This is a genomic window from Aureimonas sp. AU20 (genome assembly GCF_001442755.1).
In the GTDB taxonomy this organism is placed as follows: Bacteria; Pseudomonadota; Alphaproteobacteria; order Rhizobiales; family Rhizobiaceae; genus Aureimonas.
Genome location: NZ_CP006369.1, coordinates 1 through 24429, shown reverse-complemented (window position 1 = coordinate 24429; position 24429 = coordinate 1). Strand labels below are relative to the sequence as shown.

Sequence of the window (24429 nt, the reverse complement as noted above, 5' to 3'; positions counted from 1 at the left end):
GCCGGGTGGTTCAGGTCTGGAACGTCAGTGGCTTGGAACGTCAGTGGTTTCGAACGTCAGTGGTTGAGAACGGCGTCGAGAAAGGCCCGCGCCCGCTCGTTGCGGGTCGAGGTGAAGAACACGTCGGGCGTCGAGACCTCCCGGATCTCGCCCTCCTCCATGAAGACGATGCGGTCGGCCACCTGCCGGGCGAAGCCCATCTCGTGGGTCACGAGAACCAGCGTCACGCCGGAATGGGCCAGACCCTTGATGACGTCGAGCACCTCGCCCACCATTTCGGGGTCGAGCGCCGAGGTCGGCTCGTCGAACAGGAGAATGCGCGGCTCCATGGCGAGCGCGCGGGCGATGCCGACGCGCTGCTGCTGGCCGCCCGAAAGCTGCGTCGGAAACTTCTCCGCCTGCGCTGCGATGCCGACCCGGTCGAGCAGCGTGCGCGCCTTGGCGCGGCTGGCTTCCCAGGAAAGCTTCTTCACCCGGACCGGCCCGAGCGCGACATTGTCGAGCACGGAGAGATTGGGAAACAGGTTGAAGGCCTGGAACACCATGCCGGTCTGCTGGCGAACCTTCAGGAGGTTGCGCCCGCGCTCCACCCGGACGCCGCCGACGAAGACGTCGCCCGCGTCGTATTCCTCCAGATGGTTGATGCAGCGGATGAGCGTGGACTTGCCCGAGCCGGACGGCCCGAGCAGCACCACGACCTCGCCGGCCGCCACTTCCAGATCGACGCCCTTCAGCGCCTGGAACGTGCCGTAGCGCTTGGCGACGCCGCGCATGCGGATGATCGGCTCGTTGGCTGTAACGGCCATATCAGCGGGCCTCCCGCGCCGAATAGCGCTTCTCGAACCGGGCGACGAGGCGCACCAGCGGCAGAAGCAGGATGAGATAGAGCATGGCCGCGCCGATCAGCGGCGTCGGATTGGCGGCGAGCGCCTGCGCCTGCGTCGCCTGTTTCAGAAGGTCCGGCAGGGCGACGACGGAGGCGAGCGCGGTGTCTTTCATGACGTTGATCGAGTTGTTGGTCAGCGGCGGAATGACGATGCGCACGGCCTGCGGCAGCACGACGTCGCGCATCACGTCCACGGCGTTGAGCCCGATCGACTGCGCGGCCTCGAACTGGCCGCGCGGAATGGCCTCGATGCCGGCGCGGTAGATCTCGGCGGTGTAGGCGGAGGACACTGTGGTCAGCGCCAGACAGGCCGAGGCGAAGGGCGAGAGCCGAATGCCGATGAAGGGAAAGGCGTAATAGACGATGACCAGCCAGACGAGGACGGGCAGCGCGCGGAACACGTCGATATAACAGATGCTCAGCCAGCGCAGCGGGCGCGGCGCGTAGAGCCGCATCAGGGCCAGGCCCAGCCCGCCGAGAAGCCCGAGCACGATGGACAGGCCGCCGAGAAGGATCGTGCGCCAGAGCCCCTGCAGGAGCTGCGGCATGGAGCGCCATAGCACGTCCATGTTGAAGAAGGTGGTGACGATGTCCATGCCGGGCCTTGGGCGAGGAGACAAAGGGCTGGCGGCGAAGGGTCAGCTTCGCCGCCTCGAAGGCAGGAGGCGGTCGCTAGAGCGCCGCCGTCCAGTCTTCAGAGCTTGGGCGTCTCGGCGACCTTGACCGTCGAGGTCGCGGCGTCCGGCTTGGTGCCGAACCACTTCTCGTGCAGCCCGGACAGGAACCCGTCCGTCTTCATCGCGGTGATCGCCTTTGTGGCCTCGGCGACGAGGGGCGAATCCTTGGCGAACATGACCGAATATTGCTCGCCCGTCGGGATGCGCTCCACCACGGCATATTGCGGCTTGTCCTTGATGTAGTAGGCGACGGCCGGAATGTCGGAAATGTAGCCGTCGATGCGACCGGCGGCGAGATCCAGCATGGCGGGCGACAGGCCCTCGAAGCGGCGGATCTCGGAGAGGCCGAGTTCCTTCTCGTGAGCGGTGGCGTAGATGTCGCCGGTCGAGCCGGTGTCGACGCCGACGACCTTGCCGTTTAGCCCCTTCAGGCCTTCGATGCCGGAGGATTTGAGAACCGAGAGCGACTGGTCGCTGTCGTAATAGGGCTGGGCGAAGGAGACCGATTCCAGCCGCTTCTTGGTGATGGTGATGGACGAGATCGCGGCGTCGATGCGGCCGGACTGGACGGCCGAGAACAGGCCGTTGAAGGGAATGTTCTCGAAGCTCGTCTCGTCATAACCCATGCGCTTGGCCATTTCCTTGACCAGCTCGACCTCGAAACCCACGGTTTCCGATTTTTCGTCCTGAAACTCCCAAGGCACGTTGCCGATATTGGCGCCGACCGTCAGCGACTTGGCCGCGGCGGGGCTGGCGATCGTCAGGAGGGCGGCGGCCAGCGCGGCCAGTTTGATGCGGGTCATGTCGGCTCCAGAAAACGAGAGGGACGAAGCGGCGAACCAGCGGGCCTGTTGGCGGCGCGACGGGTTCGATCGGCACGTGAACAAAAATTGGTCAGGCTTGTGCAATGCACTCCACCGGTCAATGGTATGGAGTGTACGGAGCTTTGTGAAGAGGAAAAAACAGGATGGCTGATAAATTGCATACAGAACGAAACGAAGCGGATGTCGCGATCGTCCGCGCCTATCTCGAAGCCTCCATGGTGCCCGACCCCGACAGGGCCGCCGGCTTCATGGCGCCGGGCTGCACCATCACCTTCACCGGCGGCCGCGCGTTCAGCCATCCCAGCGGCCCGACCTCGGTCAATGCGGCGCGCTACAAATGGGTGAAGAAGCGCATGGAGCGCTTCGACGTGGCGCCGGGCGACGGCGTCACCACGGTCTATTCCTGCGGCTATCTCTATGGCGAATGGCCGGACGGCACGCCCTTCGACAACAATCGCTATGTCGATCGCTTCGAGGTCGTGAACGGACGCATCACCAAGATGGATGTCTGGAACGACTCGGCGGAATGGATTCTGGACCCGGCTCTGCGGCGCTGACGGACGACGCGGCGTCCAAGGGACAGGGCGCTCGAAGGGTGGGGATCGCCGTCAGAGGGGACGGCGTTCGGGCGTCGGCTTAAGCGCGGGAACGGAGGTCGTCTTGCTGGAAGGCGGCCGCCGCCGATCCCCTCCCCCTGCCACGGCCGGTGGCAGTGCGGGGTCTGCGTGTCGGGAGGAACGATGCGACGCCCGCACGTCAGCGGGCGCGGAAACGGGGTCCCGCCTTCAAACTGGTTGGCAACTCGGCGGAGGAGGGTCGCCGTGGGATTTTGCGACGTTCGCGAGGTGCCAGACTCGAGTGATGCAAGGACGCATCGGCGAGGATGCGGCAACGAAGCGAGGGCGCAAAAGCGCCGACGGACTGACCCGACCGGGTTGTCAAACAGTCTCTCAGCCCTCGGCCGCCTGCTTGCGGCGGCGGCGCGGGGCGGGCACATCGGTTTCGGCATAGGGGGCCAGGATCTCCATCAGATCGCCCCGCGCCTCCGGCGCCTTCAACAGGGCGCGCTGCGCGACCTGGTCGAGATGATGGGCCATGAGTTCGGCGGCGCTGGTCTCGTCGCCCGCTTCCAGCGCCGTCAGCACCTCGCGATGCTCCGAGATCGCGCATTCCGAGGAATGCGGGCGGCCGAAGGTCGCGAGCGACAGGCAGGAGCGATAGGCGGTCTCGCGGACATAGCGCGACAGGGTCGGGCGCCCCGTCATCTCGGCCAGCCGCACGTGGAACTCGGTGGCAAGGCGGAGCGAGGTGGTTTCCGGCCCGCCGCGCGCCGCCTCCTCCGCCGCCACATGCTCGGCCAGCTCGGCCAGCTGGCGCGGCGACAGGTGGCCGGCGAGGCGCCGCACCACGAGGCGCTCCAGCTCGATGCGGATGTCGAACTCGTCGCGCGCCTCCTCGAATGAGGGCGTCGCCACCACGGCGATCCGGTTGCGCCTGAGCTCCACCAGCCCTTCCGAGGCGAGCTGGCCGAGCGCGTGGCGCGCCAGCGTCCGGCTGACGCCGAAGCGCTCGCCCAACTGGTCCTCCGGCAGCTTGTCGCCCGGCGCCAGCGCCCGCTCCAGAATGGCCCGCCGGATGGCGCGGCAGATCACCGACGCGCGGTCCGTCGCATCCGCCTGACCGTCGGGTGTCGAGTCCTTCGTCACGCCCTGCCGTCCTTCCACGCCCGTTTCGCTGGGGGTAGCACGTCTTATGCGGGCAAAGAAGGCAGAAGACACGCTCTCCGATCCACGAAACCCAACCCATATTGTATGCACTTTCCTGTCGCAATGCATTCGTGACGAGCGGTTTGGCAGGCCCGAGAGACGCCGCGCCGCCGCGTTTCAGGCTGGGTCGTTAGGCTGCGACACTTTCGGTCTCTGTCGGGCGACCCCTTTGCGCCCTACCCTTCCCCCTATCACGCGCGGATCACGCGCCCGCCATCGAGGATTGAGTCCAGCATGAGGATCGATGCGGTTGCGGGGGCCAACGGGCGCTCGATCGTGGTGATCGGCGACTTGGTCGAGGGCTGGCCGCCCCATGATCTCGGCGCACAGGAACTGGACCGCCTGGCCCTCGACGGGCTCGAACCGCCCCAGCCCGCGCCGGAAACCGAGACTCCGCCGCCCGTGATCGGCGGTTATCTCGAACGCCTGCCGCTCTCCTGCGTCGCCGCCGGCCTCGCCGCCCAGGTCGAGATCTGGCATTTCGCGCGCTCGCAAGATCTGCCGCCGACGCGCCACGAAAGCCCCTGGCTGACCCGCCGCGTCTTTCGGCTCGACCGGGAAGGGGCGCCCTTTTCCTCGACGCATATGCTGCGTCATATCGAGCGCTTCGGCGCACCGGCGATCCTGGTCGTGCTGGGCCTCGGCGTCGACGAGCGGGTGCTGGACGCCTGCGAGACGAGCTTCAAGGTCTACAATTCCATCGACGCGCCGTCGCTTCGCGTGCCGCCGGATGTCAGCCGGCATTTCGATCTGGTTCTGACGGGCGCCGAGTGGCAGTCCGCCGAGGTCGAGGCGCGCCATCCCGGCATGGCGACGGCCGTGATGCCCATCGGCCCGGAATTCGCCGATCCCGAGACCTTCCGCCCGCTCGGCACGGACAAGCCCTACGACGTCGTCTATGTCGCGGCGGCGCAAGGCTACAAGCGGCACGACATCCTGTTCGACGCGCTCGCCTCGGCCCCGCGCCCGCTCCGCGCGCTCTGCGTTTTCGGCTATGGCGAGATGGGCGAGGCGCTGCGGCGCGAGGCGCACGAGCGCGGCCTTCAGGTCGATTTCGTCGGGCCGCCCGGCGTGCCCTTTGCCGAGGTCAACGCCTTGATGAACCAGGCACGGATCGGCGTCGTCTGCGGCGTGGACGACGGCGCGCCGGCGATCCTCACCGAATACATGCTCGCTGGCCTGCCGGTTCTCGCCAACGAGAAGCTCGCCTGCGGCCTGCACTTCATCCGTCCCGAAACGGGGCGCGCGGCGCCGGCCGAGCGTTTCGGCGAGGCCCTCGTCGCCATGCTGGACGATCTCGGCCGCTTTCGGCCGCGCGAGGCGGTTCTCGAAAACTGGATCTGGCCGCGAACCGTGGAGCGCTTCGGCGCGTTGGTGCAGCGCAAAGCGTCCGGCGCCTGCCGGATGGCGGCGTCCGACGTCCCGTTGTCCCGGTTCGCACCGGCCCCGGATTGAACTCGAGTGGACGAGGATCTCGACTTGCCGCGACTGATACAGGACGCCTCCGCGCCGACCCACCACCGATCCGGCGAAGGCGTTCGGCCGAGCGGCCCGACGATTATCTGCTTCTCGCATCTGCGCTGGGATTTCGTGACCCAGCGCCCGCAGCATCTGATGCGGCGCTTCGCCAGGGATCACCGCGTGTTCTTCTTCGAGGAACCGATCGGCTGCGACCACCCCCTGCCCTATCTCGAATACCATCCCTTCCCCGCCGACGGCATCGTCGCGCTGCGCCCGCGCCTGCCGCACTGGTGGAACGAGGCCGAGCGCGAGGCGGGTCTGCGCGGTCTCCTCGCCATGCTGGTGGAGATTTCCTGCGCCGGCGAGCCGGTTCTCTGGTTCTACACGCCGATGATGTTCGCCTTCGCGGGCGAGGTCGAGGCGGCGGCCGTGGTCTACGACTGCATGGACGAACTCAGCGGCTTCCGCTTCGCCGACCCGCGCTTGACTGAGATGGAAGCGGCCTTGATGCGCCGCGCCGATCTCGTCTTCACCGGCGGCTGGAGCCTGTTCGACGCCAAGCGCACGCTGCACGACAACATCCACCCCTTCCCCTCCGCCGTCGATGCCAAGCATTTCGGGCGCGCGCGCCGCGCCAATGGGGCCGCCCCGGGGGATCAGGCGGGCTTGAGCGGACCGATCTTCGGCTTCTACGGCGTGATCGACGAGCGCCTCGACCTCGACCTGCTGCGCGAGTTGGCAAGCCTGCGGCCGGACTGGAGCTTCGTCATGCTCGGCCCGATCGCCAAGATCGACCCGGCCGAGTTGCCGCGCGGGCCCAATCTCCATTGGCTCGGCCCCAAATCCTACGGCGAGCTGCCGCATTATCTCGCGGGCTGGGACGTGGCGCTCATGCCCTTCGCCATCAACGAGGCGACGCGCTTCATCAGCCCGACCAAGACGCCGGAATATCTCGCCGGCGGGCGGCCCGTCGTCTCGACGGCGATCAACGACGTGATCCGCCATTACGGCGCGCTGGAGGGCGTCGCCATCGCGGGCGACCCGCCGGCTTTCGCCGCCGCCTGCGAGCGGGCGCTCTCGCTCGGGCGGGCCGGGCCTTGGCTCGGGCAGGCCGACGCGCTGCTCGCCGCCATCAGCTGGGACCGGACGCAGGCCGACATGGCGCGGCTTCTGACTGAGGCCGTGCTCGCCGCGCGCCTCGCCTCCACAAGGGCGGCTAATGACGAGGCCGACGGCGCGAGCGCTGCGCTCGCCCCCTATCTCGCCCGCGTGGCGCAGAGCGCCGAGGCCGAGGATGAAGTCGGGCCGGGCCGCTGCCCCGGCGCCGTGGCCGCCGCCGCCATGCTGACCGCCGGGTCCTCGACTTGAGCCCCAGCCGACCGTTGCTGCGCGTCTGCCTTGCCACCGACAGCCTGATCCCGTCGGGCGTCGGCGAGCATATGCTGGCCCTGGCGCGGGAACTCGCGGGCGAGGCGGAGGTGATCATCGCCGCCGATCCGAGAAGCGGCCTTCTGGAGCGCGCGCTGCGGGCGGGCCTTGCCGCGATCGGCTTCGACGCGGGCGAGCCCGAAACTCTGACGACCGCCCTCTCGCCTTGGCGGCCTGATATTCTGCATATCCAGGCCGGGATCGGCTGGGAGGGCCATGGGTTGGCGGCTGCCGGCCGGGCCAGCGGCGCGCGCGCGGTGCTGCGCACTGAGCACCTGCCTTTCGTGCTGACCGACCCCGAGCAGATCCGCGACTATCTGCGTAGCGTCGGGGAGGTCGACGCCGTGCTCTGCGTCTCTGACGCCGCCGCGCGGACCTACGTTCAGGCGGGCGTCGATCCCGCCAGCGTGGAGGTGGTGCGCAACGGCATTCCCGAGCCCGCCCCGTCGCGCAGCCGCGAGGAGGCGCGCGAAGCGCTCGGCCTTTCGCCCGAGGCACCGGTGCTGCTCGTGCCCGCCCGGCTGACCGAGCAGAAGGGCCACCGCGTTCTTCTGGAGGCGCTGCCGGCGCTTCGGGCGGCGGTGCCGGGCCTCGTCTGCCTCCTGGCGGGCGACGGCCCGCTGCGCGCGGCGCTGGAGGCGCAGGCGGAAGCGGCGGGGCTGCTCAGCCATCCCGAGCCCGCCCCGGAAGCGCGCCGCCTTGTCGCGGTGGGCGCCTGGGACGACGCGCCGGAGGCGGGCGACGATCTCGATCTGGCCGTCCGACCGAGGGACGCCCTCGTCTCCTCGTCCGGTTGCGTGCGCTTTCTCGGCCATCGCGAGGATGTCGCCGACCTTCTGGCCGCCGCCGATCTCCTGGTTCTTCCCTCGCGCTTCGAGGGCCTGCCGCTCGCCGTGCTGGAGGCCATGGCCGCCGGGCGGCCCGTGGTCGCGACCCGCATCGGCGGCACGGACGAGGCCGTGGCGGAGGGCGAGACGGGCTGGCTGGCCGAGCCCGGCGACGCCTCGGCGCTGAGCGAGGCCATCGGCGCGGCCCTTTGCGACCCGGCGGCGCTGCGCCGGGCGGGCGCGGCCGGGCGCGTCAGATTCGAAGCCGCGTTTCGCGCCAGCCGCATGGCGCGCGAGACCGGCGCACTTTATCGGCGGCGCCTCGCCGCCTCCCCTTTCCCCATGCAGGATGTGCAGATGACGCGAACTCGGATCGGTTTTGTGGGCGCGGGCGGCATCGCCCACCGCCATCTCGGCATTCTGGACGGGTTCGACGATGTCGAGATCGTGGGCTTTGCCGACACCGACCGCGCCAAAGCCGAGGAGGCCGCGCTCGCGCGGGGCGCGCGCGCCTTCGCGGACGCCGCCGAGATGATGGACGCCTGCCGCCCGGACGCGGTCTATATCTGCATCCCGCCCTTCGCTCACGGCGCGCCCGAGCGCGCGGCGATCGAGCGCGGCATTCCCTTCTTCGTGGAAAAGCCGGTGGCGCTCGATCTTGGCACGGCGGAGGCGATCGCCGCCGAAGTGGAGGCCAAGGGGCTCGTCACCGCCGTCGGCTATCACTGGCGCTATCTCGACACGGTGGAGGAGGCGCGCGGCCTCCTGGCGGACAACCCGGCCCAGCTCCTGTCGGGCTATTGGCTGGACTCCACCCCGCCGCCACAATGGTGGTGGCGCGAGGACCGTTCGGGCGGTCAGGTCGTGGAACAGGCGACCCATCTTCTCGACCTCGCCCGCTTCCTCTTCGGCGAAGTGAAGGAGGTTTATGGCCGCGCCGGGCATATGGACCGCGAGGCGTTTCCCGGCCTCGACGTCGCGACCGTTTCCACCGCCAGCCTCACCTTCGAAAGCGGGCTGGTCGCCAATCTCGCCTCGACCTGCCTTCTCGGCTGGAACCACCGCGTCGGCCTCCACATCTTCGCCGACCGGCTGGCGATCGAGCTGACCGACCATGACATCATGGTCGATGTCGGCCGGGGCCGCCCGGTGCGCGGCGCCGATGGCGACCCGGTCTGGCGCGAGGATCGCGACTTCGTGGATGCCGTGGCCGGCCGCGAGAACCGCATTCGCTGCCCCTATGGCGACGCGGTCATCACGCATCGCCTGGCGCTCGCCGTGGTGGAATCCGGGCGCAGCGGCGAGGTGATCGAGCTGCCCCTCGACGCCCCGCCGCGCGCGCCGCTGGCCCCGCTTCAGTTCCAGCCGCGCCCCGAGCACCATGGCGAACCGCACGCCCTGCCGCCCGGCCACCGGCATATCCGCTCGCTCGGCGTCGAGCGCCCGGGCGAGCCCTATCATTTTCAGTACGAGGAAGGCCCTCCGGGCGAGGGCCAGGTGCGGCTCGACACGCTCTACACCGGCTTCTCGGCGGGCACGGAGCTGACCTTCCTCAAGAACACGAACCCTTACCTCCATTCGCGCTGGGATGGCGGGCGCGGCGTCTTCGTGCCGGGCGAGGCGGGCCAGCATTTCCCCCTGCCCTTCCTCGGCTACATGGAAGTCGCGCGCGTTTGCGAATCCCGCGCCGGGGGCTTTGCGCCGGGTGAAGTGGTCGCCTCGACCTATGCCCACAAGTCCGGCCACACGGCCGATCCGTTCCACGATCTCCTGGTGAAGATGCCGGCTTCGGTCGATCCGATGCTCGGCATCTATGTCGCGCAGATGGGGCCGATCGCGGCCAACGGGTTGCTTCATGCCGATGCCGAGCTCGGCGGCGCCGATGTCACGCGGCTCGGCCAGGGCGTCGCCGGTCGGCCCGTTCTGGTGATCGGGGGCGGCGTGGTCGGCCTGCTTGTCGCGCTCTTCGCGCGGCGCGCCGGCGCGGCCGAGATCGTGGTCGCCGACCCCTCGCCCTTCCGGCGCGAGCGGATCGAGGCGCTGGGCTTCACCGCCATGGACGAGGACGGCGCCTGGAACCACGCGAAAGCGCGCTGGCACCATGGAGGCGGGGATCGCGGCGCCGACTTCGTGTTCCAGACGAGAGCCGACGCGCGATCGCTGCACGCCGCGCTTCGCGCGCTGCGCCCGCAGGGCACGGTGATCGACCTCGCCTTCTACCAGGGCGGCGCGGAAGCCGTGCGGCTCGGCGAGGAGTTCCACCACAATGGGCTGAACATCCGCTGCGCGCAGATCAACCGCGTGCCGCGCGGCCTGGGCTTTAGCTGGAACAAGCGCCGCCTTGCCGAGGAGACGATCGGGCTTCTGACCGAGCGCGGCGCCGACATCGCCCGGCACATGATCACCCATGTCGTGCCCTTCGAGGAGGCGCCGGCGTTCCTGCGCGATCTCGTCGCCAACCGGCCCGACTTCCTGCAAATCGTCTTCAAGGTGGCCGACTGATGGACGGCTGGGATCGCGAGAGCGGGGATCGCTCGGAACGGGGGGATGCGCAAACCGAGCCGATGCGCATTCTCTTCGTCTTCGCCTGGCTGGTGGTGGGCGGCGAGGAGACGGAGGTGCGGCTTCTCGCGCGCCATCTCGACCCCGCGCGATACCGGATCGACGTGGTCGCCTGCTTCCGCAAGGAGGGCATGCCGGAGCAGACGCATCGGCAGCTGGAAGAGCTCGGCGTGTCCGTCGATCGCACGCCCTATGCCCTCTCGTTCGAGGACACGATCGCGTATCTGAGGGGCAAGATCGCCGGCTACGATCTCGTCGTCTCCTGCCAGAACGTCGCCGACATCTATCCCGCCCTCGAAGGGATGCACGCCCATCCGCCCCTGATCGAGCACGGCGGGCTGGTGTCGGAAGCGCTGGCCGGGCCGAAGCACAAGACCAGCCGTTATGTCGGCGTCTGCCAGACGATCCGCGACGCCGCCGCCTCGCGCATGCCGGGCCGCGAAAGGGACGCGATCGAGATTCCCTCGATGGTGGACCTTTCCGCCTTTCGGCCGGGCGGGCGCGAGGCGATGCGCCGTGCGCTCGGCATCCCGGAAGGCACGCCGCTCGTCGGCTGGGTCGGGCGGCTCGACCCGAAGAAGCGCGTGGAGGATTTCCTCGACGCGGCGGCGCTGGTGCTCGAAACCCGGCCCGACGCGCGCTTTCTCGTCATCGGCGGCCCCGACGCCTTCCTGCCGCATTATGCCGTGGAGCTGCACGAGCGCGCCAGGGCGCTGGGCCTCGACGGCAAGCTGCGTTTTCTGGGCGACCGCGCCGATATTCCCGAGCTTCTGGCCGCGCTCGACCTTTTCGTCTGGCTGTCGCGCGGCGAGGGCATGCCGCATGTCGTAGCGGAGGCCGGGGCGGCCAGCCTTCCCGTCGTCGCCACCGCCGACAACGGCACGCTGGAGCAGATCGAGGACGGGGTGAACGGGCTCTTCGTTCCGCACGAGAGCCCGGCCGAGGTCGCCAAGGCCCTGACCAGCCTGATGGCGGACCCGGCGCGGGCTCGGCGATTGGGTGCGGCGCTGCGCGCCAAGGTCGAGCGCGACTATTCCGCAGAGGCGCTGGCGCCGCGCTGGGAACAGCTTTTCGAGGAGGTGCATCGCGAGGCCAGCGCGCCGGCGCATCGCCCGAGCCTCTTCCGCTCCTTCTTCCATGGCGGGTTCGAATCCTCCAGCCATCGCCGGGCACATGACCGGCGCCGGCTCGACATGATCGCGGCGAGCTATCACGACCGGTTCGCGGTCGAGGACTACGCCGCGCTCGGCCTTCACGGCATCCGCACCGTGCGCGACGGGCTGCGCTGGCACCTGATCGAGCCCGAGCCCGGGCGCTTCGACTGGCGGAGCCTGGAAGCCCAGCTTTCCGCCGCCGAGCGGACGGGCACCCAGGTCGTCTGGGACATTCTCCATTACGGCTGGCCGGACGATCTCGACATCTGGCGCCCCGAATTCGTCGATCGCTTCGCCCGCTTCGCCGCAGAAGCCGCGCGGGTGATCGGCGCGCGGACACGCGGCGCACCCTTCTACGCCCCAGTCAACGAGATCTCGTTCTTCGCCTGGGGCGGCGGGGACGCGGGCTATCTCAACCCCTTCGCGCGCGGCCGGGCGCACGAGTTGAAGGTGCAGCTCTCCCGCGCCTCGATCGCGGCCATGGAGGCGATCTGGCGGGTCGACCCCAGCGTCCGCTTCGTCCATGCCGATCCCGTCATCAATGTCGTGACCGACCCGCACCGCCCGCACGAGGCCCCCCATGCGGAAGGGCACCGGCAGGCGCAGTTCCAGGCCTGGGACATGCTGGCGGGCCGCGCCTGGCCGCAGATCGGCGGGCGCGAGGCGCTGCTCGACATCGTCGGGGTCAACTACTACTTCAACAACCAGTGGATCCACGGCGGCCCGCCGATCGACCACGGCCACCCCCTCTACAAGCCCTTCCGCGCCATGCTGGCCGAGACCCATGCCCGCTACGGCCGCCCGATCTTCGTGGCCGAGACCGGCATCGAGGGCGAGCGGCGCGCGAGCTGGCTCGCTTATGTCGGGCAGGAAGTGCGCGCGGCGCTGCGCGCCGGTGTACCGGTCGAGGGCATCTGCCTTTATCCCGTGCTCGACCATCCCGGCTGGGACGACGAGCGCTATTGCCCGAACGGCCTCCTGCGCTTTTCCGAAAGCCTGGCAGACCGCACCGCCGATCCGGCGCTGGCGGCGGAATTGGCACGGCAAAGGGCACTGTTCGGGGAAAAGGTCGGGGCGCCGCTTTCGGCCTGAAGACCTGTTCGACACCTCGGCGGCGGTGGGCCGCCGAGGTGTCGAACCGGCGTTTACGATCGGCTCGAATAGCTCACACGCCGCCGCTCACTCGCCCCGCCCGAGCCAACTCGCCGCCTCCCGCACCCTCCGCTTGTCCACGTCCAGCGTCAGCCCCGCCTCGAAGCGCTGGAGGGCCTCTGCCGCGTGCCGCCGCGCTTCCTCGGCGAAGCCCGGCGCGTCGAGGCGCGAGAGTGTGAGCAGCGCCTTTTGCAGCCGCACGCCGATTTCCATCAGCGTCGCCCCGTCGCGGGCGATGGGGATGAAGAGATCGTCGAACACGTCGGCAAGGTCGAGCGGTGGCACGAGGATGTTCGGATGCTCGATCTCGCGCTCCCCCTCGCGCGGCTCGGCAAGCGCCGCAAGGACCCGCACCGTGCGCCCTACGATGTCGATCGCCGTGCCAAGATCGTTGGTGGCGGGCGACAGGGCGCGGCTGGCGATCTCGGCCAGAACCGAGATGCCGAAGCGCGGGTCCTGATCGAAGGCGCGCACATCCCCGATCGTGAAGCAGGCGCGGATCCCGGCCTCCACATCCTCGCCCTCGATCCCCGCGAAACAGGCGATCGGCCGGGTCGGGTCGAGGAAATCGCCCGGCACCGCCCGCACGAAGATACGCCCCGCCGATCCCTCTGCGCCCCGCCCCCCGGCGACCTTCGCGACATCCGCGAGGCCGGCGACGTCGACATGCTGGACATAGCCGATCTCGGTGGCGTAGACGGCGCGCGCCTCCTTTGGGATGTCGCGATCGGGATCGCGCAGCGGCGCTCCGCCCATCGCGGGCTCGCGATGGCGCTCGCGCAGCGCCGTCAGCGCCGCCGCCTCGACGCGGCGCGTGGTTTCGGTGACGCGGCCGAGCCGCGAAAGATGGTCGATCCAACGAAGCAGCGTCACCACCACGCCGAGGATCACCGCCAGCGTGACGCCGAACAGCACCACCCGCCCGCTCTCGCCGTAGATGCCCGCCGACAGGGCGATGATGCCGACGAGGCTGAACAGGAACGAGCCGATGAAGGTCGCCAGCATGTTCTGCGTGGTCGCGTCTTCCATCATCAGCGTCGTCGCGCGCGGGGTGACGTTGCTGGTCGCGGCGGAATAGGCGCCGACCATGGTGGTGAGCGAGAAGGTCGTGACCGTCAGCATCGAGGCGGCGATGATGCCAAGAATATTGTCCACCGCATCCGCGCCGATCTGCGCCGGAAGGTCGCTTGGAATATAGGGGCTGAGGAGCGCCGCCACGAGCGCGGTCGCCACCGCCGCGAGCGAGAACAGCGTCGCCCGCACCCAGATGCGCCGCGACAGCTGCCGCAGCCGCCAGAGCCAGCGCGCGGTCATGCCCGGCGCCCGAGTTGGGCGGGTTTCAGGGGGCATGGCTGGCGAAGGCGGATCATCGGTCGATACCTCGGGGAGGGAATGGGTCGGGCTCCGCCCCTCACATGGAACGAGGACGCGAACTGGCGATCCCGATGGCGCAGGATGACGAGGAGAAATCGCCTTGCCGGTGCCGGCGGGTCGGCAGGGCGTTTCAGCAGGCCCCCTTGTGGAACAGAATGCGAGCCTCCATCTACCATCCACTTGGATGGTTTTTGGATGGATGAGCGATGCCGAAGAAGGTGGATGGACCGGGGCGGGGCCTGGAAAGCGAAAAGCTGACGCTCAATCTCGGCTTCGTTGATCTCGGCCGCATCGACCTTCTCGTGCGCGACGGGTTCTATTCCAACCGGAGCGACTTCATCCGCACCGCCATCCGCAAGCATCTGGAGGCGCACGAGGCGCCGATCCGGCAATCCTCCGAGCGGTTGACGCTAGAGCTCGGCCTGCGCCGCTTCACCCGCGCCGATCTCGAACAGGCCCACGCCGAGGGTCAGGTCCTGCATGTCAGGGTTCTCGGCCTCGCGCAGTTCGACGCCGACATATCGCCCGATCTCGCCCGCGCCACGATCGGCTCTCTCACCGTTCTCGGTGCCTTCCAGGCCAGTCCCGCCGTCAAGGCGGCGCTGGCCGACCGGCTGCATTAGAATGACGGGGCGTACGGGGATCGTCGCCTTTTCGGTCATTCCACGGGGAGCCGTGAGCCAGTCAATCGGCTCGGCTTCGACTTCCAACGCGCATCAAGAATGGGGCCTCGCCTCGTCATCGAGACGACGAGTGCCATCAGCGACCCAGCACCTCACGCTCACGCCCAAGCGGACCGACGCTCTCGCCGACATCGTGCAAATGCCCCTCGCCTTTCTCGCCCAACGGCCGTGCGACCGCCTCGCGCAAGTCCCTTCGTCACGGCCAGGAGCCTTCTCATGACCCGATCCTTTCTCGCCTCCATGGAGGCCGCGCGCCGTCTTGTCCTGCAGAACGATTTGACGCAGGCCACCGCGCTGATCCAGGCGCAGTTGAGCGGCGCCGCTCCCTCCTTCGACACGCCGCCGAACCCCGCGCCGGCCTTCGCCGGGCCGACGCTCGAGCTGCACGCCGAGCCAGCCGGCTCAGGATCGCAAAAGCCGTCCTCGGCCGCTCCGTCCGGCTGGCACGCGGCGCCGAAACAGGCCGCGCCGCGCACGCGGCCGCGCTTTCCCCTGCCCGGCATGAAGGCGCATGGCAACGCGAAGGCGCCGACGCTGCCACCCGGCGCGCGCTTCGAGGCCTTGCGCCATGAGGGGCGACAGGGGGCCCGGGCCTATCGGCTCTACACGCCCTCGCGCCCGAGCGAGGGGCCGCGCCCGCTCGTCCTCATGCTGCATGGCTGCACGCAGAACCCGGAGGACTTCGCCATCGGCACGCGGATGAACGCGTTGGCGGAGGAGATGAATGTCCTCGTCGCCTATCCCGAACAGCCGCGCGCGGCCAACAGTTCGCTCTGCTGGAACTGGTTCGAGCCCGCGCATCAGCGGCGCGGCGCGGGCGAGCCGGCGATCTTGGCGGGGATCGTGGAGGACATCGCCCGAGCGAACCCGGTCGATCGCACGCGCATCTTCGCGGGCGGACTTTCTGCCGGCGGCGCCATGGCGGCCGTGCTGGGCGCGGCCTATCCCGATCTTTTCGCCGCCGTCGGCGTCCATTCCGGCCTGCCGCAGGGCTCGGCCGACACGGTCGCCTCCGCCCTCGCGGTGATGCGCGGAGGCAAGGCGCCGGGGCGCGGCACGGCGCGCGGCGCGCGCACCATCGTCTTTCACGGCACGGCGGACCGGACGGTGAACCCGATCAATGGCGAGCGGCTGGCAGGGCTGGCGGACGGCAGCGCGCGGGGGGCCGAAACGCGGGAGGGCGCGAGCGGAGGCCGCGCCTTCACCCGAACGATCCGCCCCGCCGGAGCGGACACACCCGCGATCGAGCATTGGCGCATCGAAGGCCTCGGCCATGCCTGGTCGGGCGGCGACGCAGGCGGCTCCCATTCCGATCCGATCGGCCCCGACGCCTCGCGCGAAATGCTGCGCTTTTTCCTCCAGCCGTAAAGGAGATGGGACGGAGATCATCGGCAAACGGGATGGCGGCGCGCGGTGCCGCCTTCACCCTCCCAGGGAGCAAGTCAACCCTGCGGTCGTCAGCGGACTGTCTGAGATGAAGCGGTCGAGAGTACGGAGGGCGTGAAGCGCTCACGTCTGACGGCTTCGAACCTCCATCGACACGCAGCGACTCACGTTGTCCGATGACAACTGATTCTTTGCGCGCGCACCATGCAACCTATAAGCATTACATATTGAAATGGGCCACGGAGCGCCTGCCGGGTTGATTTGGTTTTCGATGCGATCCATCCCGACCAAAGGCGAGACGAGCTTTCTGAACCCGAAGGCCTGAGCGAGGAAACTCGCGGCGCGCAGATCAGAAGCCAGGAAGGCGAAGGCGAACTCGCCGTTCGCTCCCCTTCCCGGTCGCGACGCCTGCTCCCGCTCGCAGACATGGCATTCCGCCTCAACCCACTCCGCTCAAACAAAAACCCCGCGCCCTGCCGAAGCCGGAGCGCGAGGTCGATGAATGTTCGCAGAAGAGAAGTGCGAATGTCGCCGCCCTCTCACGGCCCCATCACGAGCATGTCCTGCTCGTCGGCGCTGTTGAGAACGCGGGTCATGCGTTCGGCCTCGCCCCGGCTCATGCGGGTCATGGAAACGTCGCGGATTGACACCGCCTGCCGTGTGGCGATGAGGCTCACTGTCCAGGTTCCGACATCGTCCCGGTCGGCGGCATAGCGCGGCAGGCGCTTGGGACCCCATAGCCCTTGGCAGAAGCGGCGGGCCTGCGGTTTCGGCGCGATCGGCTCGGCGGGAAAGTCGGGGCGGCCGTAGAGATCCTCGATCTCGCGGCCTTCGTAGCGCGCGGTGTCGGTGTCGATCACGCATTGAAAGCGCGGCTCGCCCTTGTCCAGCACCACGAAACGCACCGCGTCCTCCAGCGAGGCGAACTTGCGAAAGCGCATCGCGCCCCTCGGCAGCAGCCGCCGCCCGGACAGGGACCAGAACACGTCGGCCTCCGCGCCGAAGCCGGGCGGGCGACCCCCGCCCGTCCGCTCGGCCGCGCTCATGACGGGGACCGCCGTCTTCGCCGCGCGCGTCAACGCGGCGCCCTCACGGACAGGTCCGGAAGGCAGATGGCGGACGCCTGATCCTCCCGCTCCATGCGGACCTGCCGCAGCTTGACGGCCTTGGCGCGCGTTGCCGCGCTCGCCATCCGCACCGCGTCGAAGGTGGAGGGGCCGCCCGGCGAAGGGCGCGCCGTGAAATGCCGGTCGGCGGCGACGTGGAGATCGTGAAGACGGGTCATGGCAGGTCTTTCCCAGAAGAGGCGCACGGCGGGACGAAGTCCCGCACCGCCCAGGTTTCAGGACGCTGGCGGATGCGAAGCCTAGAAACTCTTGCCTTCCATCCAGGCATGGACCTCCGCGTCGGCGTCGCTCTTGGTGTGGCCGGATCGGTCGCGAACCATGCTGGCGAGTTGCTGCTCGTTGTGGATCGTGGTGAGGTCGTAGCGCGTCAGAAAGGGCCAGCGCGACTGAGCTTCTGTCAAATAGGTGCGTTTGCGGGCGACCGTCTGGTCGCTCTCGCCGCCTTGATATCCGAACATGGCTGTTCTCCATGAGAACGGACGGATCGGAATCCAATCATCGAAGGGGCGAACCCGCCCGTGCGATAGACATCGACGCTCTCAAATTTAGCATAGAGAAAGTGCACGGAGATACAAACGATAAGTTCTTTTTTATTTTCGGAACCAATCCATCTTCCGTCATCGAGCGATTACACCCGTTCTGAGAAGAGTCGTGCCTAGCCCAAGTTGAAAATACTTATGTGCCGTTTCCCACCGAATTATCGGAATAAAGCAGATCGAAGGCGTCGAGCAAAAACCCTGGCCGAACCGAACCGCCGGAGGGAAAGAACCGGCCTGCCTCCGCGTTTCCCCGCCATGACGACAGAAGAGGCAAAGACCCCCGCACCTCCGCTCTCGCGCGAATGGCCCTTTCCGCTGGCCGCCGCGCTGGGCTCCGCCGTGCGCGCCAAGGGGATCGAGCGCGAAATCCGCGCCCGCCTGCCCTTTCCCCTTCGGGCGGCGTTGGAGGTCGAGGCGGGGTCGATCCGTTTCAGCCTGCCGGCCAGCGAAGCGCCAAGCTTCGAGACGGGCGCGGCTGTCGTGGCGGATGTGCTCGCCGGGGTCGCGTCCCTCCCCGTTCTGCCCGGCGAGGTGGAGGACATTCTCACGATCCTGCCGCGCGAGCGGCTGAAATGGACCAAGGACGGTCGCCTGCGCAGCGCCGGCACGCGAACCGTGAAGCTGCGCGGGCGCGCCAAGGCCGTCACCTTCCACGTTTTCGATCCCAAGGAGATCGAGGACTGTCTCGACCGCGACCTGCCGGCGCTCTGGCGGGAGGCCGACGCCGAGGCCAGCGCGGAGAACCGCGCCCGCGCCGCCGGCAAGGCGGCCCAGACGCGCGCGGCGGCCAAGTCCGGGGAAGCGAAGGCTTCAAAGCGCAAGCCCCGCGCGGCGCGTGGCAAGACCGGCCGATCGGAGTTGAAGGATTGGGAGGTTTTCGAGGCGGAAGGGTTCCTGCGCTGAGGGTTTCCGGTGGAATGGAAACGGTGGGCTGAGGTGTCTGACTATTCTCCGCCGCTGTCATATTGCGAGGCTTCGGCCCTTCTCTTTCAGTAAACGGCTCTCGCTCACAACTTGTCGCGTTGAAACAACCCATTGCCGTGGCAGTCTGGGAGTCCTGCACAAGCCCTGACGGGCAGCTACCGGCAGCTTCCTTGTCAGATCACGTCGGCGCCAAAGCCGAGCGGCGACACTGGCATTGGTTGCGCTTCTCGTCAGCGAACGAAATCTTTCGCCATTCTTCGCCCGTAGGTTTCTTACCCAGTTCCGAAGACCCGTCATGCCGCTTACCTGCCGACGCATCCCAATGAGCCGCCTCAGAGTCATCGTGAGCACCTTGCCGCGATGTCTCCCCGCCCCGCTTCGAAGCGCTTCCGACCGGTTCCACGCTTGCGGCCATCGGTCCTGCCTGTCTTGACGTTTGCGTGATCGGCGCTCTGTTCCTGCTGGTGGCAGTGGAGTTTGGGCGTCATGGATCTCGACTATCAATCATCGACTTTCGAGCCCGTCGCCGAGCCGCTGGAGCCGGAGGGCGCGGTCCGCGCGCCCGAGCCGACGCGCGTCGTGCTGGCGCCCGCCGAGGCCTTTCCCCGCATCGATCTTCGCGCCAAGGGCGAGCCCTGGGAGCGCCGTCGCACCGCCGGCAAGCGCCTGCGCGCGTCGATCCCGCACGCGCTCCATGCCGAGGGTGTCTCGCTCGATGGCCGCCCCGATCCCGTCGATCTCATCATCCGCTCCAACGAGGGGCGTCAGGCCCGGCTCGTGCCGCTGCGCACGGCGCGCATGGCGCAATCCCCCTTCGCCTTTCTGCGCGGGGCCGCCAGCATCATGGCCTTCGACCTCTCGCGCAGCCCGTCGAGCGGCATCGAAGTCGTCATGAACGGCGATGCGCATATCTGCAATTTCGGCCTGTTCGGCACGCCGCAGCGCGATGTCGTTCTGGATCTCAACGATTTCGACGAAGTGACGATCGGCCCCTGGGAGTGGGACCTCAAGCGTCTGGTCGCCAGTCTCAACGTGGTCGCCCGCGAGCAGGAGATCGGCCGGGACGAGCGCGGCCGGATCGTGCGCAGCTGTGTCGAGGGCTATCGCCGCTCCATGGCCGATCTCGCCCCGCGCGGGCCGATCGATGTCTGGCATCGCGCCGCCCGGGCCGACCAGCTCGATTTCGACGGCATCGAGATCGACGCGGCGTCGCAGACCGTCCTGCGCAAGGCGGTGGAGAAAGCGCGCCGGCGCGACAATGCGAGCCTTCTCGAAAAGGTCGGCGAGCGGCAGGTCGACGGCGGCTGGCGGTTTCGGCTCGATCCGCCGATCCTGGCCGGCATCGACGACGCGACCCGCGACGCCGTGATCTCGGGCTTGGAGCTCTACGCCGAGTCCCTGCCGCGCGAGCGCCGCTTCATGCTCAGCCGCTACCATGTCGTGGATGTCGTCCACCGCGTGGTCGGCGTCGGCAGCGTCGGCACGCGCGCCTATCTCGCGCTGCTCTTCGGCAATTCCGATCAGGACGCCTTGTTCCTTCAGGTCAAGGAAGCCGTCGCCCCCGCCCACGCGCCCTATGTCTCGCCCCTCCCCGAGCCCTACGGCTCGCACGAGGGCGCGCGCGTCGTCTATGGCCAGCGCTTGCTCCAGGCCGTGGGCGACCCCCTGCTCGGCTGGACCACGATCGGCGACCGGCCCTTCTACGTCCGGCAGATGAAGAACATGAAGGGCGAAATCCCCCATGCGCTGCTCGGCGGTCGTTCGCTCTCCTTCTTCGCCTTCGGCTACGGCGCCCTTCTCGCCCGCGCTCATGCGCGAACCGGAGACGCCGCCGCCATCTCCGGCTATTGCGGCGGCAAGGAAAACCACGGTTTTGACGAGGCGCTGGCCGAGTGGGCGGAGACCTATGGCGATCAGAACGCCGCCGACCACGAGGCGTTGGTGAAGGCCATCGCGGACGGTCGGTTGGAGAGCGGCGGCGTGACGGAAGGCTGATCCGTCGGCGCAACGCTCCTCTTCTTCCATCGTCACAAGAGCGCAGCCACCCTCCGAGGTCGCTGCGCTTTTTCGTGCGCAAGCCATCCCGTTGTTCGACCTTCCTCGAAGTATCCGAACCCATTAAACCGCCAAGCTTCGCCGGCGCACTGCCTTCAGGCAGCAACGCTTGAACCGTCAAAAACCGTGTTAAACCCTGATCAGGGCTTACATTTTGCCGGTGATAGCGCTTTCCTTCTTTTTCCAAAGCCCCATCGTACCTCTCAAGCGCTGCCCCTCCGGAATTTCGCTCAGAACGATAGAAGAATTGATTTGAGACTGGTTTTTGGATGACAGGACTGTCACCCCCGAAGCCCCAAACTGGCCGCGTGTAGTGTCGATCATCCCGCCGAAAGGCTGGAACAGCGCCTTGGGTGTTTCCGCCAGCCAGCGCGCCAGCCCCCTCGCCTCCTCAAAGAATGGCAGGACGCGTTCGGTAAGCGTGACGGTGAGACCGAGATGGAGGCCGCGTGCGTTGCAGCGGGTCTTGAGCTCGATATAGCCGAAGCGCACGAGGTCCACGAGATAGCGGCGGATGGTGCGGGGCGAGCGCGACATGATGTTGCCCGCAGTGCCCTTGGTGATGGTGGTCTCGCGCGTCTTGCCGCAGCGGGCGCGAAGGACCTGGAGAAAGGCCTTGGCGTGCGGGGTCAGCCGGTCGTCGCGCGCGGCGGTGGTGGCCATGGGCTGCGCGTATTGCCGGCTTTCCTGCGGCGCGGGCCGGCTGTGGCGCGGACGCGGGACCGGGGCTTGGCGCGGCGCTCTGGAGCGAGGCGCACGCGTGGCCTCACCCGCCGGCTCGCGCCCGATAGCGGCCGAGCGCAGGCGCGCCTCGGCGAGCGACAAGAGGCCCGCCGCCTGGTCGCGCCAGATCGCGGCGCGGGCAAGAAAGTCGGGATGCGGCCCGGCTGCGTCCGCTGGCTCGGGCGCAAGTGTCTGCGTTCCGTCACTTGCCCCTGATAGACAGGCAAGGATCGGTCCGCGCACGCGTCCAGGCGTGCGGGTTTGATGGTCCGTCATGGCGTCCCCCTTGCGCGAGGCAAAGCGAGGCCGTGGCGGGAAGCCGCAAATTCACTTGACGATGAGGTTGGGGGAAGCTAAACCTGCAAACAGCGACGAATACAGATGAAGGCTCCGGCGGCTCCCGCTTCGGGGCCTTTTTCTTTGCCTATGGCGTCTCCCTGTTGATGACATAAGACGGCCGGGCGCCGCGAAGGCATCCAGCCGCAATTCCGTGATCCGCCGGGCGAAGAGCCCAGCGTGAAAGATCGCCGCGCAGGACGAGCGGAGCCGCAGCCAGCCTCAGGCGCCCTCCCCTCGTCCCGCGCGCGGCGGTCATGATTGTGTCTCGCCCTTGGCCGGCACGGGCGATCCCTCGCCGCGCTCGGCCTCGTAGGCGGCGAAAAGGTCGGGCAGCCGCTGGGCGACGAAATCGGCAAAGCCCAGGCCCAGCTCGCGATCGATCACCAGCTTCGCGTCCCGCTCGTTGGCGGACAGTGTCGCGACGCGGCGGCCGGAATGGGCGAGGATCATGCGCTCCACCGGCGCCCGTGCGCCCTTGCGCTTGGCGGCGGCCAGAAGTGCGGTGAAGCGCTCGTCCGAGGACAGGCCCGATGGCGGCTCCCAGAGATAGCGGGCGACGCGATCGCTCGCCCCCTCGCCTTTCAGCGCCTCCGCCATGGCCTGCCAGCGCGTGCGGCCGACCTTGGGCGCGCGGCCGACATGGCGCAGCACATTCTCCGGCACGGCGCGCGCCACGGTGATGAGCTTGGACACCTCGGCCTTGTCGACATTGAGCGCCCGGCCGATCACCTGCCGGCTCTGCCCCGCCTCTTCCAGCCGCACGGCGAAGACCGCGCGCTCAATGAAGGTGAGGTCCTGCCGGGCGGAGTTTTCGATGCCCTGCGCCAGCGCCAGCGCCTCATCGTCCATCTCGCGCACGATGGCGCGCACCGGACGGTTGAGCGACCGCGCGGCCCGAAGGCGGCGATGCCCGAAGGCCGTCTGAAACCGCGTGGGGTCCTGGGGATGGGTGCGTAGGAGCACCGGCACTTCCTGCCCGCTCTCGGCGATCGACGCCACCAGCGCTTCGAAGGACGCCTCGTCCTCCTCGTCCGGGATGCGGTCGGCATAGGGCGACGGGTCGACCAGAAACGGATCGATCTCCACGATGCGCGCGCCTTCCGACAGGCTCTGGCGCAGCGTCTCGTTCTCGCGCTCGATCTGGCTGAAGCTTTCCTTCATGGACCGCACCGAACCCGACGAGACGCGCGGCAGCCGGCTCGCGTTGTCAGATGACAACTCGTCCGCTTCCGGGCGCGTCGCGAAAATCGAGGCGATCGACTTGGAGCGCTTGTTCATCGTCCCCAGGCTCCCTGTATCAGGCTTTCGACTTCCGTATTCACGGCGTTGACGCTCTCCAGCGCCCGGTCATAGGCTGCCCGGCCGACCGCGCCGCGATCGAGCTCGTAGAGCGACTGCTTGGTCAGACCCGCATTGGCGATGGCCGTGGATTTCCAAGCCGTGGCGGCGAGCACGTCCTGATGGAACAGACCGCGCAGCAGCGCCACGATCTGCGCCTCCGGCACGTCGTTGGGATCGTGCCGCGTCACGACATAGCGAACGAAGTCGAGATCGAGATGGCCGCCGGCATCTTCGACCACGCTCATGAGGTCTGCGGTCATGAGCAGGAACTGGCTCATGGACGCGACATCCACCATCTGCGGATGGATGGTGACCAGTAGAGCCGAAGCGGCGTTGAGCGCGCCGACCGTGAGAAAGCCGAGTTGTGGCGGGCAGTCGATGACCACCACGTCGTAATCCGCCTCGACCTCGGCGATGACGCCCGAGACGCGGCGGAAGAACATGTCGCGGCCGCGATCGCCCCGCATCATGGCGCGCGGGGTCTCGTGCTCGAACTCCATGAGTTCGAGATTGCCGGGCACGAGATCGATCCCGTCGAAATAGGTCTTGCGGATGACCTCGCGCATCGGGCGCCGGTCGTCGTCATAGCGGATGGCGCCGTAAAGCGTCTCGTTCTCGCCGATGTCGAATTCCGGCTGATAGCCGAACATGGCCGAAAGCGAGGCCTGCGGGTCGAGATCGACCGCCAGGACGCGGTAGCCCTGCAGCGCCAGGAACTGCGCGAGATAAAGCGAGGTCGTCGTCTTGGCCGAGCCGCCCTTGAAGTTGGCGACGGCCAGGACCTGCAGCTTCTCGCCCTCGCGCCGCCGGGGCACGAAGGCGAGGGCCTCTTTGGGTCGATGTTGGGAGAGGAAGGTTCGAAGCTCGTTCATTTGAGCGAGTGTATAGGAGCGCCGACCCCCCGTGGATAAAGTGGGGACAGGTCCGAGCCCGTCGAGCGACAGCTGCCGGAGGTAACCATCGGAAACGCCGACGATTTTGGCGACTTCGCCCGAGGAAAAAGATCGCAAACTCTTCTGCGCTGTCGGCGGAAACATCGCGTCGCGCATCGAGCGCAGCTGCGCCGACAGGAGTTCGGCATGCTGCGTGATTCGCTGCGTCGCGCTCAGTGAGGCAGCGGGGATGGGCCGTGCGGCTCTCATGTCTCTCTCTAAACCTCAGACGGACTATCGGCGTCAGACGGCCATTTTCCGTCTGGCAT

Annotated in this window: 20 protein-coding genes; 9 read left to right on the top strand and 11 right to left on the bottom strand. The window is 68.2% G+C overall.

The features are described from left to right. Nucleotides 1–56: 56 nt before the first annotated feature. The 3 genes from M673_RS19200 to M673_RS19190 form a co-directional block, all read right to left on the bottom strand. Nucleotides 57–806 carry an amino acid ABC transporter ATP-binding protein gene (locus tag M673_RS19200; RefSeq protein WP_061978337.1) on the bottom strand — a complete coding sequence of 250 codons (750 nt, stop codon included), beginning with the start codon at nucleotides 804–806 and terminating at the stop codon, nucleotides 57–59. Between the two features lies 1 nt (nucleotide 807). After that, a complete protein-coding gene (locus M673_RS19195; RefSeq protein WP_061978336.1) occupies nucleotides 808–1482 on the bottom strand; it encodes an amino acid ABC transporter permease in 675 nt (224 codons plus the stop codon). Nucleotides 1483–1580: 98 nt separating this feature from the next. Beyond that, complete coding sequence (locus M673_RS19190) at nucleotides 1581–2366, bottom strand: ABC transporter substrate-binding protein (protein WP_061978335.1); 786 nt, start codon at nucleotides 2364–2366, stop codon at nucleotides 1581–1583. Nucleotides 2367–2530: 164 nt separating this feature from the next. On the opposite strand from M673_RS19190, the gene M673_RS19185 reads away from it, so the two are divergent. Next, entirely contained in the window at nucleotides 2531–2944 is a 414-nt protein-coding gene (locus tag M673_RS19185) for a nuclear transport factor 2 family protein (protein WP_061978334.1), read from the top strand. Nucleotides 2945–3337: 393 nt separating this feature from the next. Here the strand turns inward: M673_RS19185 and M673_RS19180 are convergent, their stop codons facing one another. Continuing rightward, a complete protein-coding gene (locus M673_RS19180) occupies nucleotides 3338–4093 on the bottom strand; it encodes a GntR family transcriptional regulator (protein WP_061978679.1) in 756 nt (251 codons plus the stop codon). A 294-nt stretch (nucleotides 4094–4387) separates the two neighbouring features. On the opposite strand from M673_RS19180, the gene M673_RS23795 reads away from it, so the two are divergent. Genes M673_RS23795 through M673_RS19160 form a run of 4 tightly spaced genes read left to right on the top strand, consistent with a single transcriptional unit; the run spans nucleotide 4388 to nucleotide 12677 of the window. After that, nucleotides 4388–5608 (top strand): glycosyltransferase, encoded by a 1221-nt coding sequence (locus M673_RS23795; RefSeq protein ID WP_082639890.1) that lies wholly within the window; start codon nucleotides 4388–4390, stop codon nucleotides 5606–5608. 24 nt (nucleotides 5609–5632) lie between these two features. Beyond that, nucleotides 5633–6982, top strand: coding sequence for a glycosyltransferase (locus M673_RS19170; protein WP_244493219.1), 1350 nt, complete (start codon nucleotides 5633–5635; stop codon nucleotides 6980–6982). Further along, a complete protein-coding gene (locus M673_RS19165) occupies nucleotides 6979–10371 on the top strand; it encodes a glycosyltransferase (protein ID WP_274534683.1) in 3393 nt (1130 codons plus the stop codon). Before M673_RS19170 ends, M673_RS19165 begins: the two co-directional genes overlap by 4 nt. After that, nucleotides 10371–12677, top strand: a complete 2307-nt coding sequence (locus M673_RS19160; RefSeq protein WP_061978332.1) for a glycosyltransferase family 4 protein — start codon at nucleotides 10371–10373, stop codon at nucleotides 12675–12677. The genes M673_RS19165 and M673_RS19160 overlap by 1 nt, the downstream gene beginning before the upstream one ends. An 87-nt stretch (nucleotides 12678–12764) precedes the next feature. Here the strand turns inward: M673_RS19160 and M673_RS19155 are convergent, their stop codons facing one another. Next, nucleotides 12765–14051 (bottom strand): DUF2254 domain-containing protein, encoded by a 1287-nt coding sequence (locus M673_RS19155; RefSeq protein ID WP_061978331.1) that lies wholly within the window; start codon nucleotides 14049–14051, stop codon nucleotides 12765–12767. Between the two features lie 266 nt (nucleotides 14052–14317). On the opposite strand from M673_RS19155, the gene M673_RS19150 reads away from it, so the two are divergent. Beyond that, a complete protein-coding gene (locus M673_RS19150) occupies nucleotides 14318–14734 on the top strand; it encodes a hypothetical protein (protein ID WP_061978330.1) in 417 nt (138 codons plus the stop codon). Nucleotides 14735–15010: 276 nt separating this feature from the next. Beyond that, nucleotides 15011–16162 (top strand): extracellular catalytic domain type 1 short-chain-length polyhydroxyalkanoate depolymerase, encoded by a 1152-nt coding sequence (locus M673_RS23790; protein WP_244493220.1) that lies wholly within the window; start codon nucleotides 15011–15013, stop codon nucleotides 16160–16162. Nucleotides 16163–16719: 557 nt separating this feature from the next. Here M673_RS23790 and M673_RS19140 read toward each other — a convergent pair. The 3 genes from M673_RS19140 to M673_RS19130 form a co-directional block, all read right to left on the bottom strand. Further along, on the bottom strand, nucleotides 16720–17226 hold the full coding sequence (locus M673_RS19140; RefSeq protein WP_148640193.1) for a hypothetical protein: 507 nt from the start codon (nucleotides 17224–17226) through the stop codon (nucleotides 16720–16722). A 29-nt stretch (nucleotides 17227–17255) separates the two neighbouring features. Then, nucleotides 17256–17465 (bottom strand): hypothetical protein, encoded by a 210-nt coding sequence (locus M673_RS19135; RefSeq protein WP_061978328.1) that lies wholly within the window; start codon nucleotides 17463–17465, stop codon nucleotides 17256–17258. A gap of 81 nt (nucleotides 17466–17546) precedes the next feature. Beyond that, a complete protein-coding gene (locus M673_RS19130) occupies nucleotides 17547–17765 on the bottom strand; it encodes a hypothetical protein (protein WP_061978327.1) in 219 nt (72 codons plus the stop codon). Between the two features lie 336 nt (nucleotides 17766–18101). Between M673_RS19130 and M673_RS19125 the strand changes: the two genes are divergently transcribed. Together M673_RS19125 and M673_RS19120 are read left to right on the top strand one after the other, a co-directional pair. Further along, nucleotides 18102–18749, top strand: coding sequence for a hypothetical protein (locus M673_RS19125; protein WP_061978326.1), 648 nt, complete (start codon nucleotides 18102–18104; stop codon nucleotides 18747–18749). A gap of 507 nt (nucleotides 18750–19256) precedes the next feature. After that, nucleotides 19257–20765, top strand: coding sequence for a DUF2252 domain-containing protein (locus tag M673_RS19120; RefSeq protein ID WP_082639888.1), 1509 nt, complete (start codon nucleotides 19257–19259; stop codon nucleotides 20763–20765). 207 nt (nucleotides 20766–20972) lie between these two features. Here the strand turns inward: M673_RS19120 and M673_RS23785 are convergent, their stop codons facing one another. The 3 genes from M673_RS23785 to repA all read right to left on the bottom strand — a co-directional run bounded on the left by M673_RS23785 (nucleotide 20973) and on the right by repA (nucleotide 24370). Next, nucleotides 20973–21824 carry a helix-turn-helix domain-containing protein gene (locus M673_RS23785; protein WP_082639885.1) on the bottom strand — a complete coding sequence of 284 codons (852 nt, stop codon included), beginning with the start codon at nucleotides 21822–21824 and terminating at the stop codon, nucleotides 20973–20975. 315 nt (nucleotides 21825–22139) lie between these two features. After that, entirely contained in the window at nucleotides 22140–23165 is a 1026-nt protein-coding gene (gene repB, locus M673_RS19110; protein WP_061978324.1) for a plasmid partitioning protein RepB, read from the bottom strand. Then, nucleotides 23162–24370 carry a plasmid partitioning protein RepA gene (gene repA, locus M673_RS19105; RefSeq protein WP_061978323.1) on the bottom strand — a complete coding sequence of 403 codons (1209 nt, stop codon included), beginning with the start codon at nucleotides 24368–24370 and terminating at the stop codon, nucleotides 23162–23164. Before repA ends, repB begins: the two co-directional genes overlap by 4 nt. Between the last annotated feature and the right edge of the window lie 59 nt (nucleotides 24371–24429).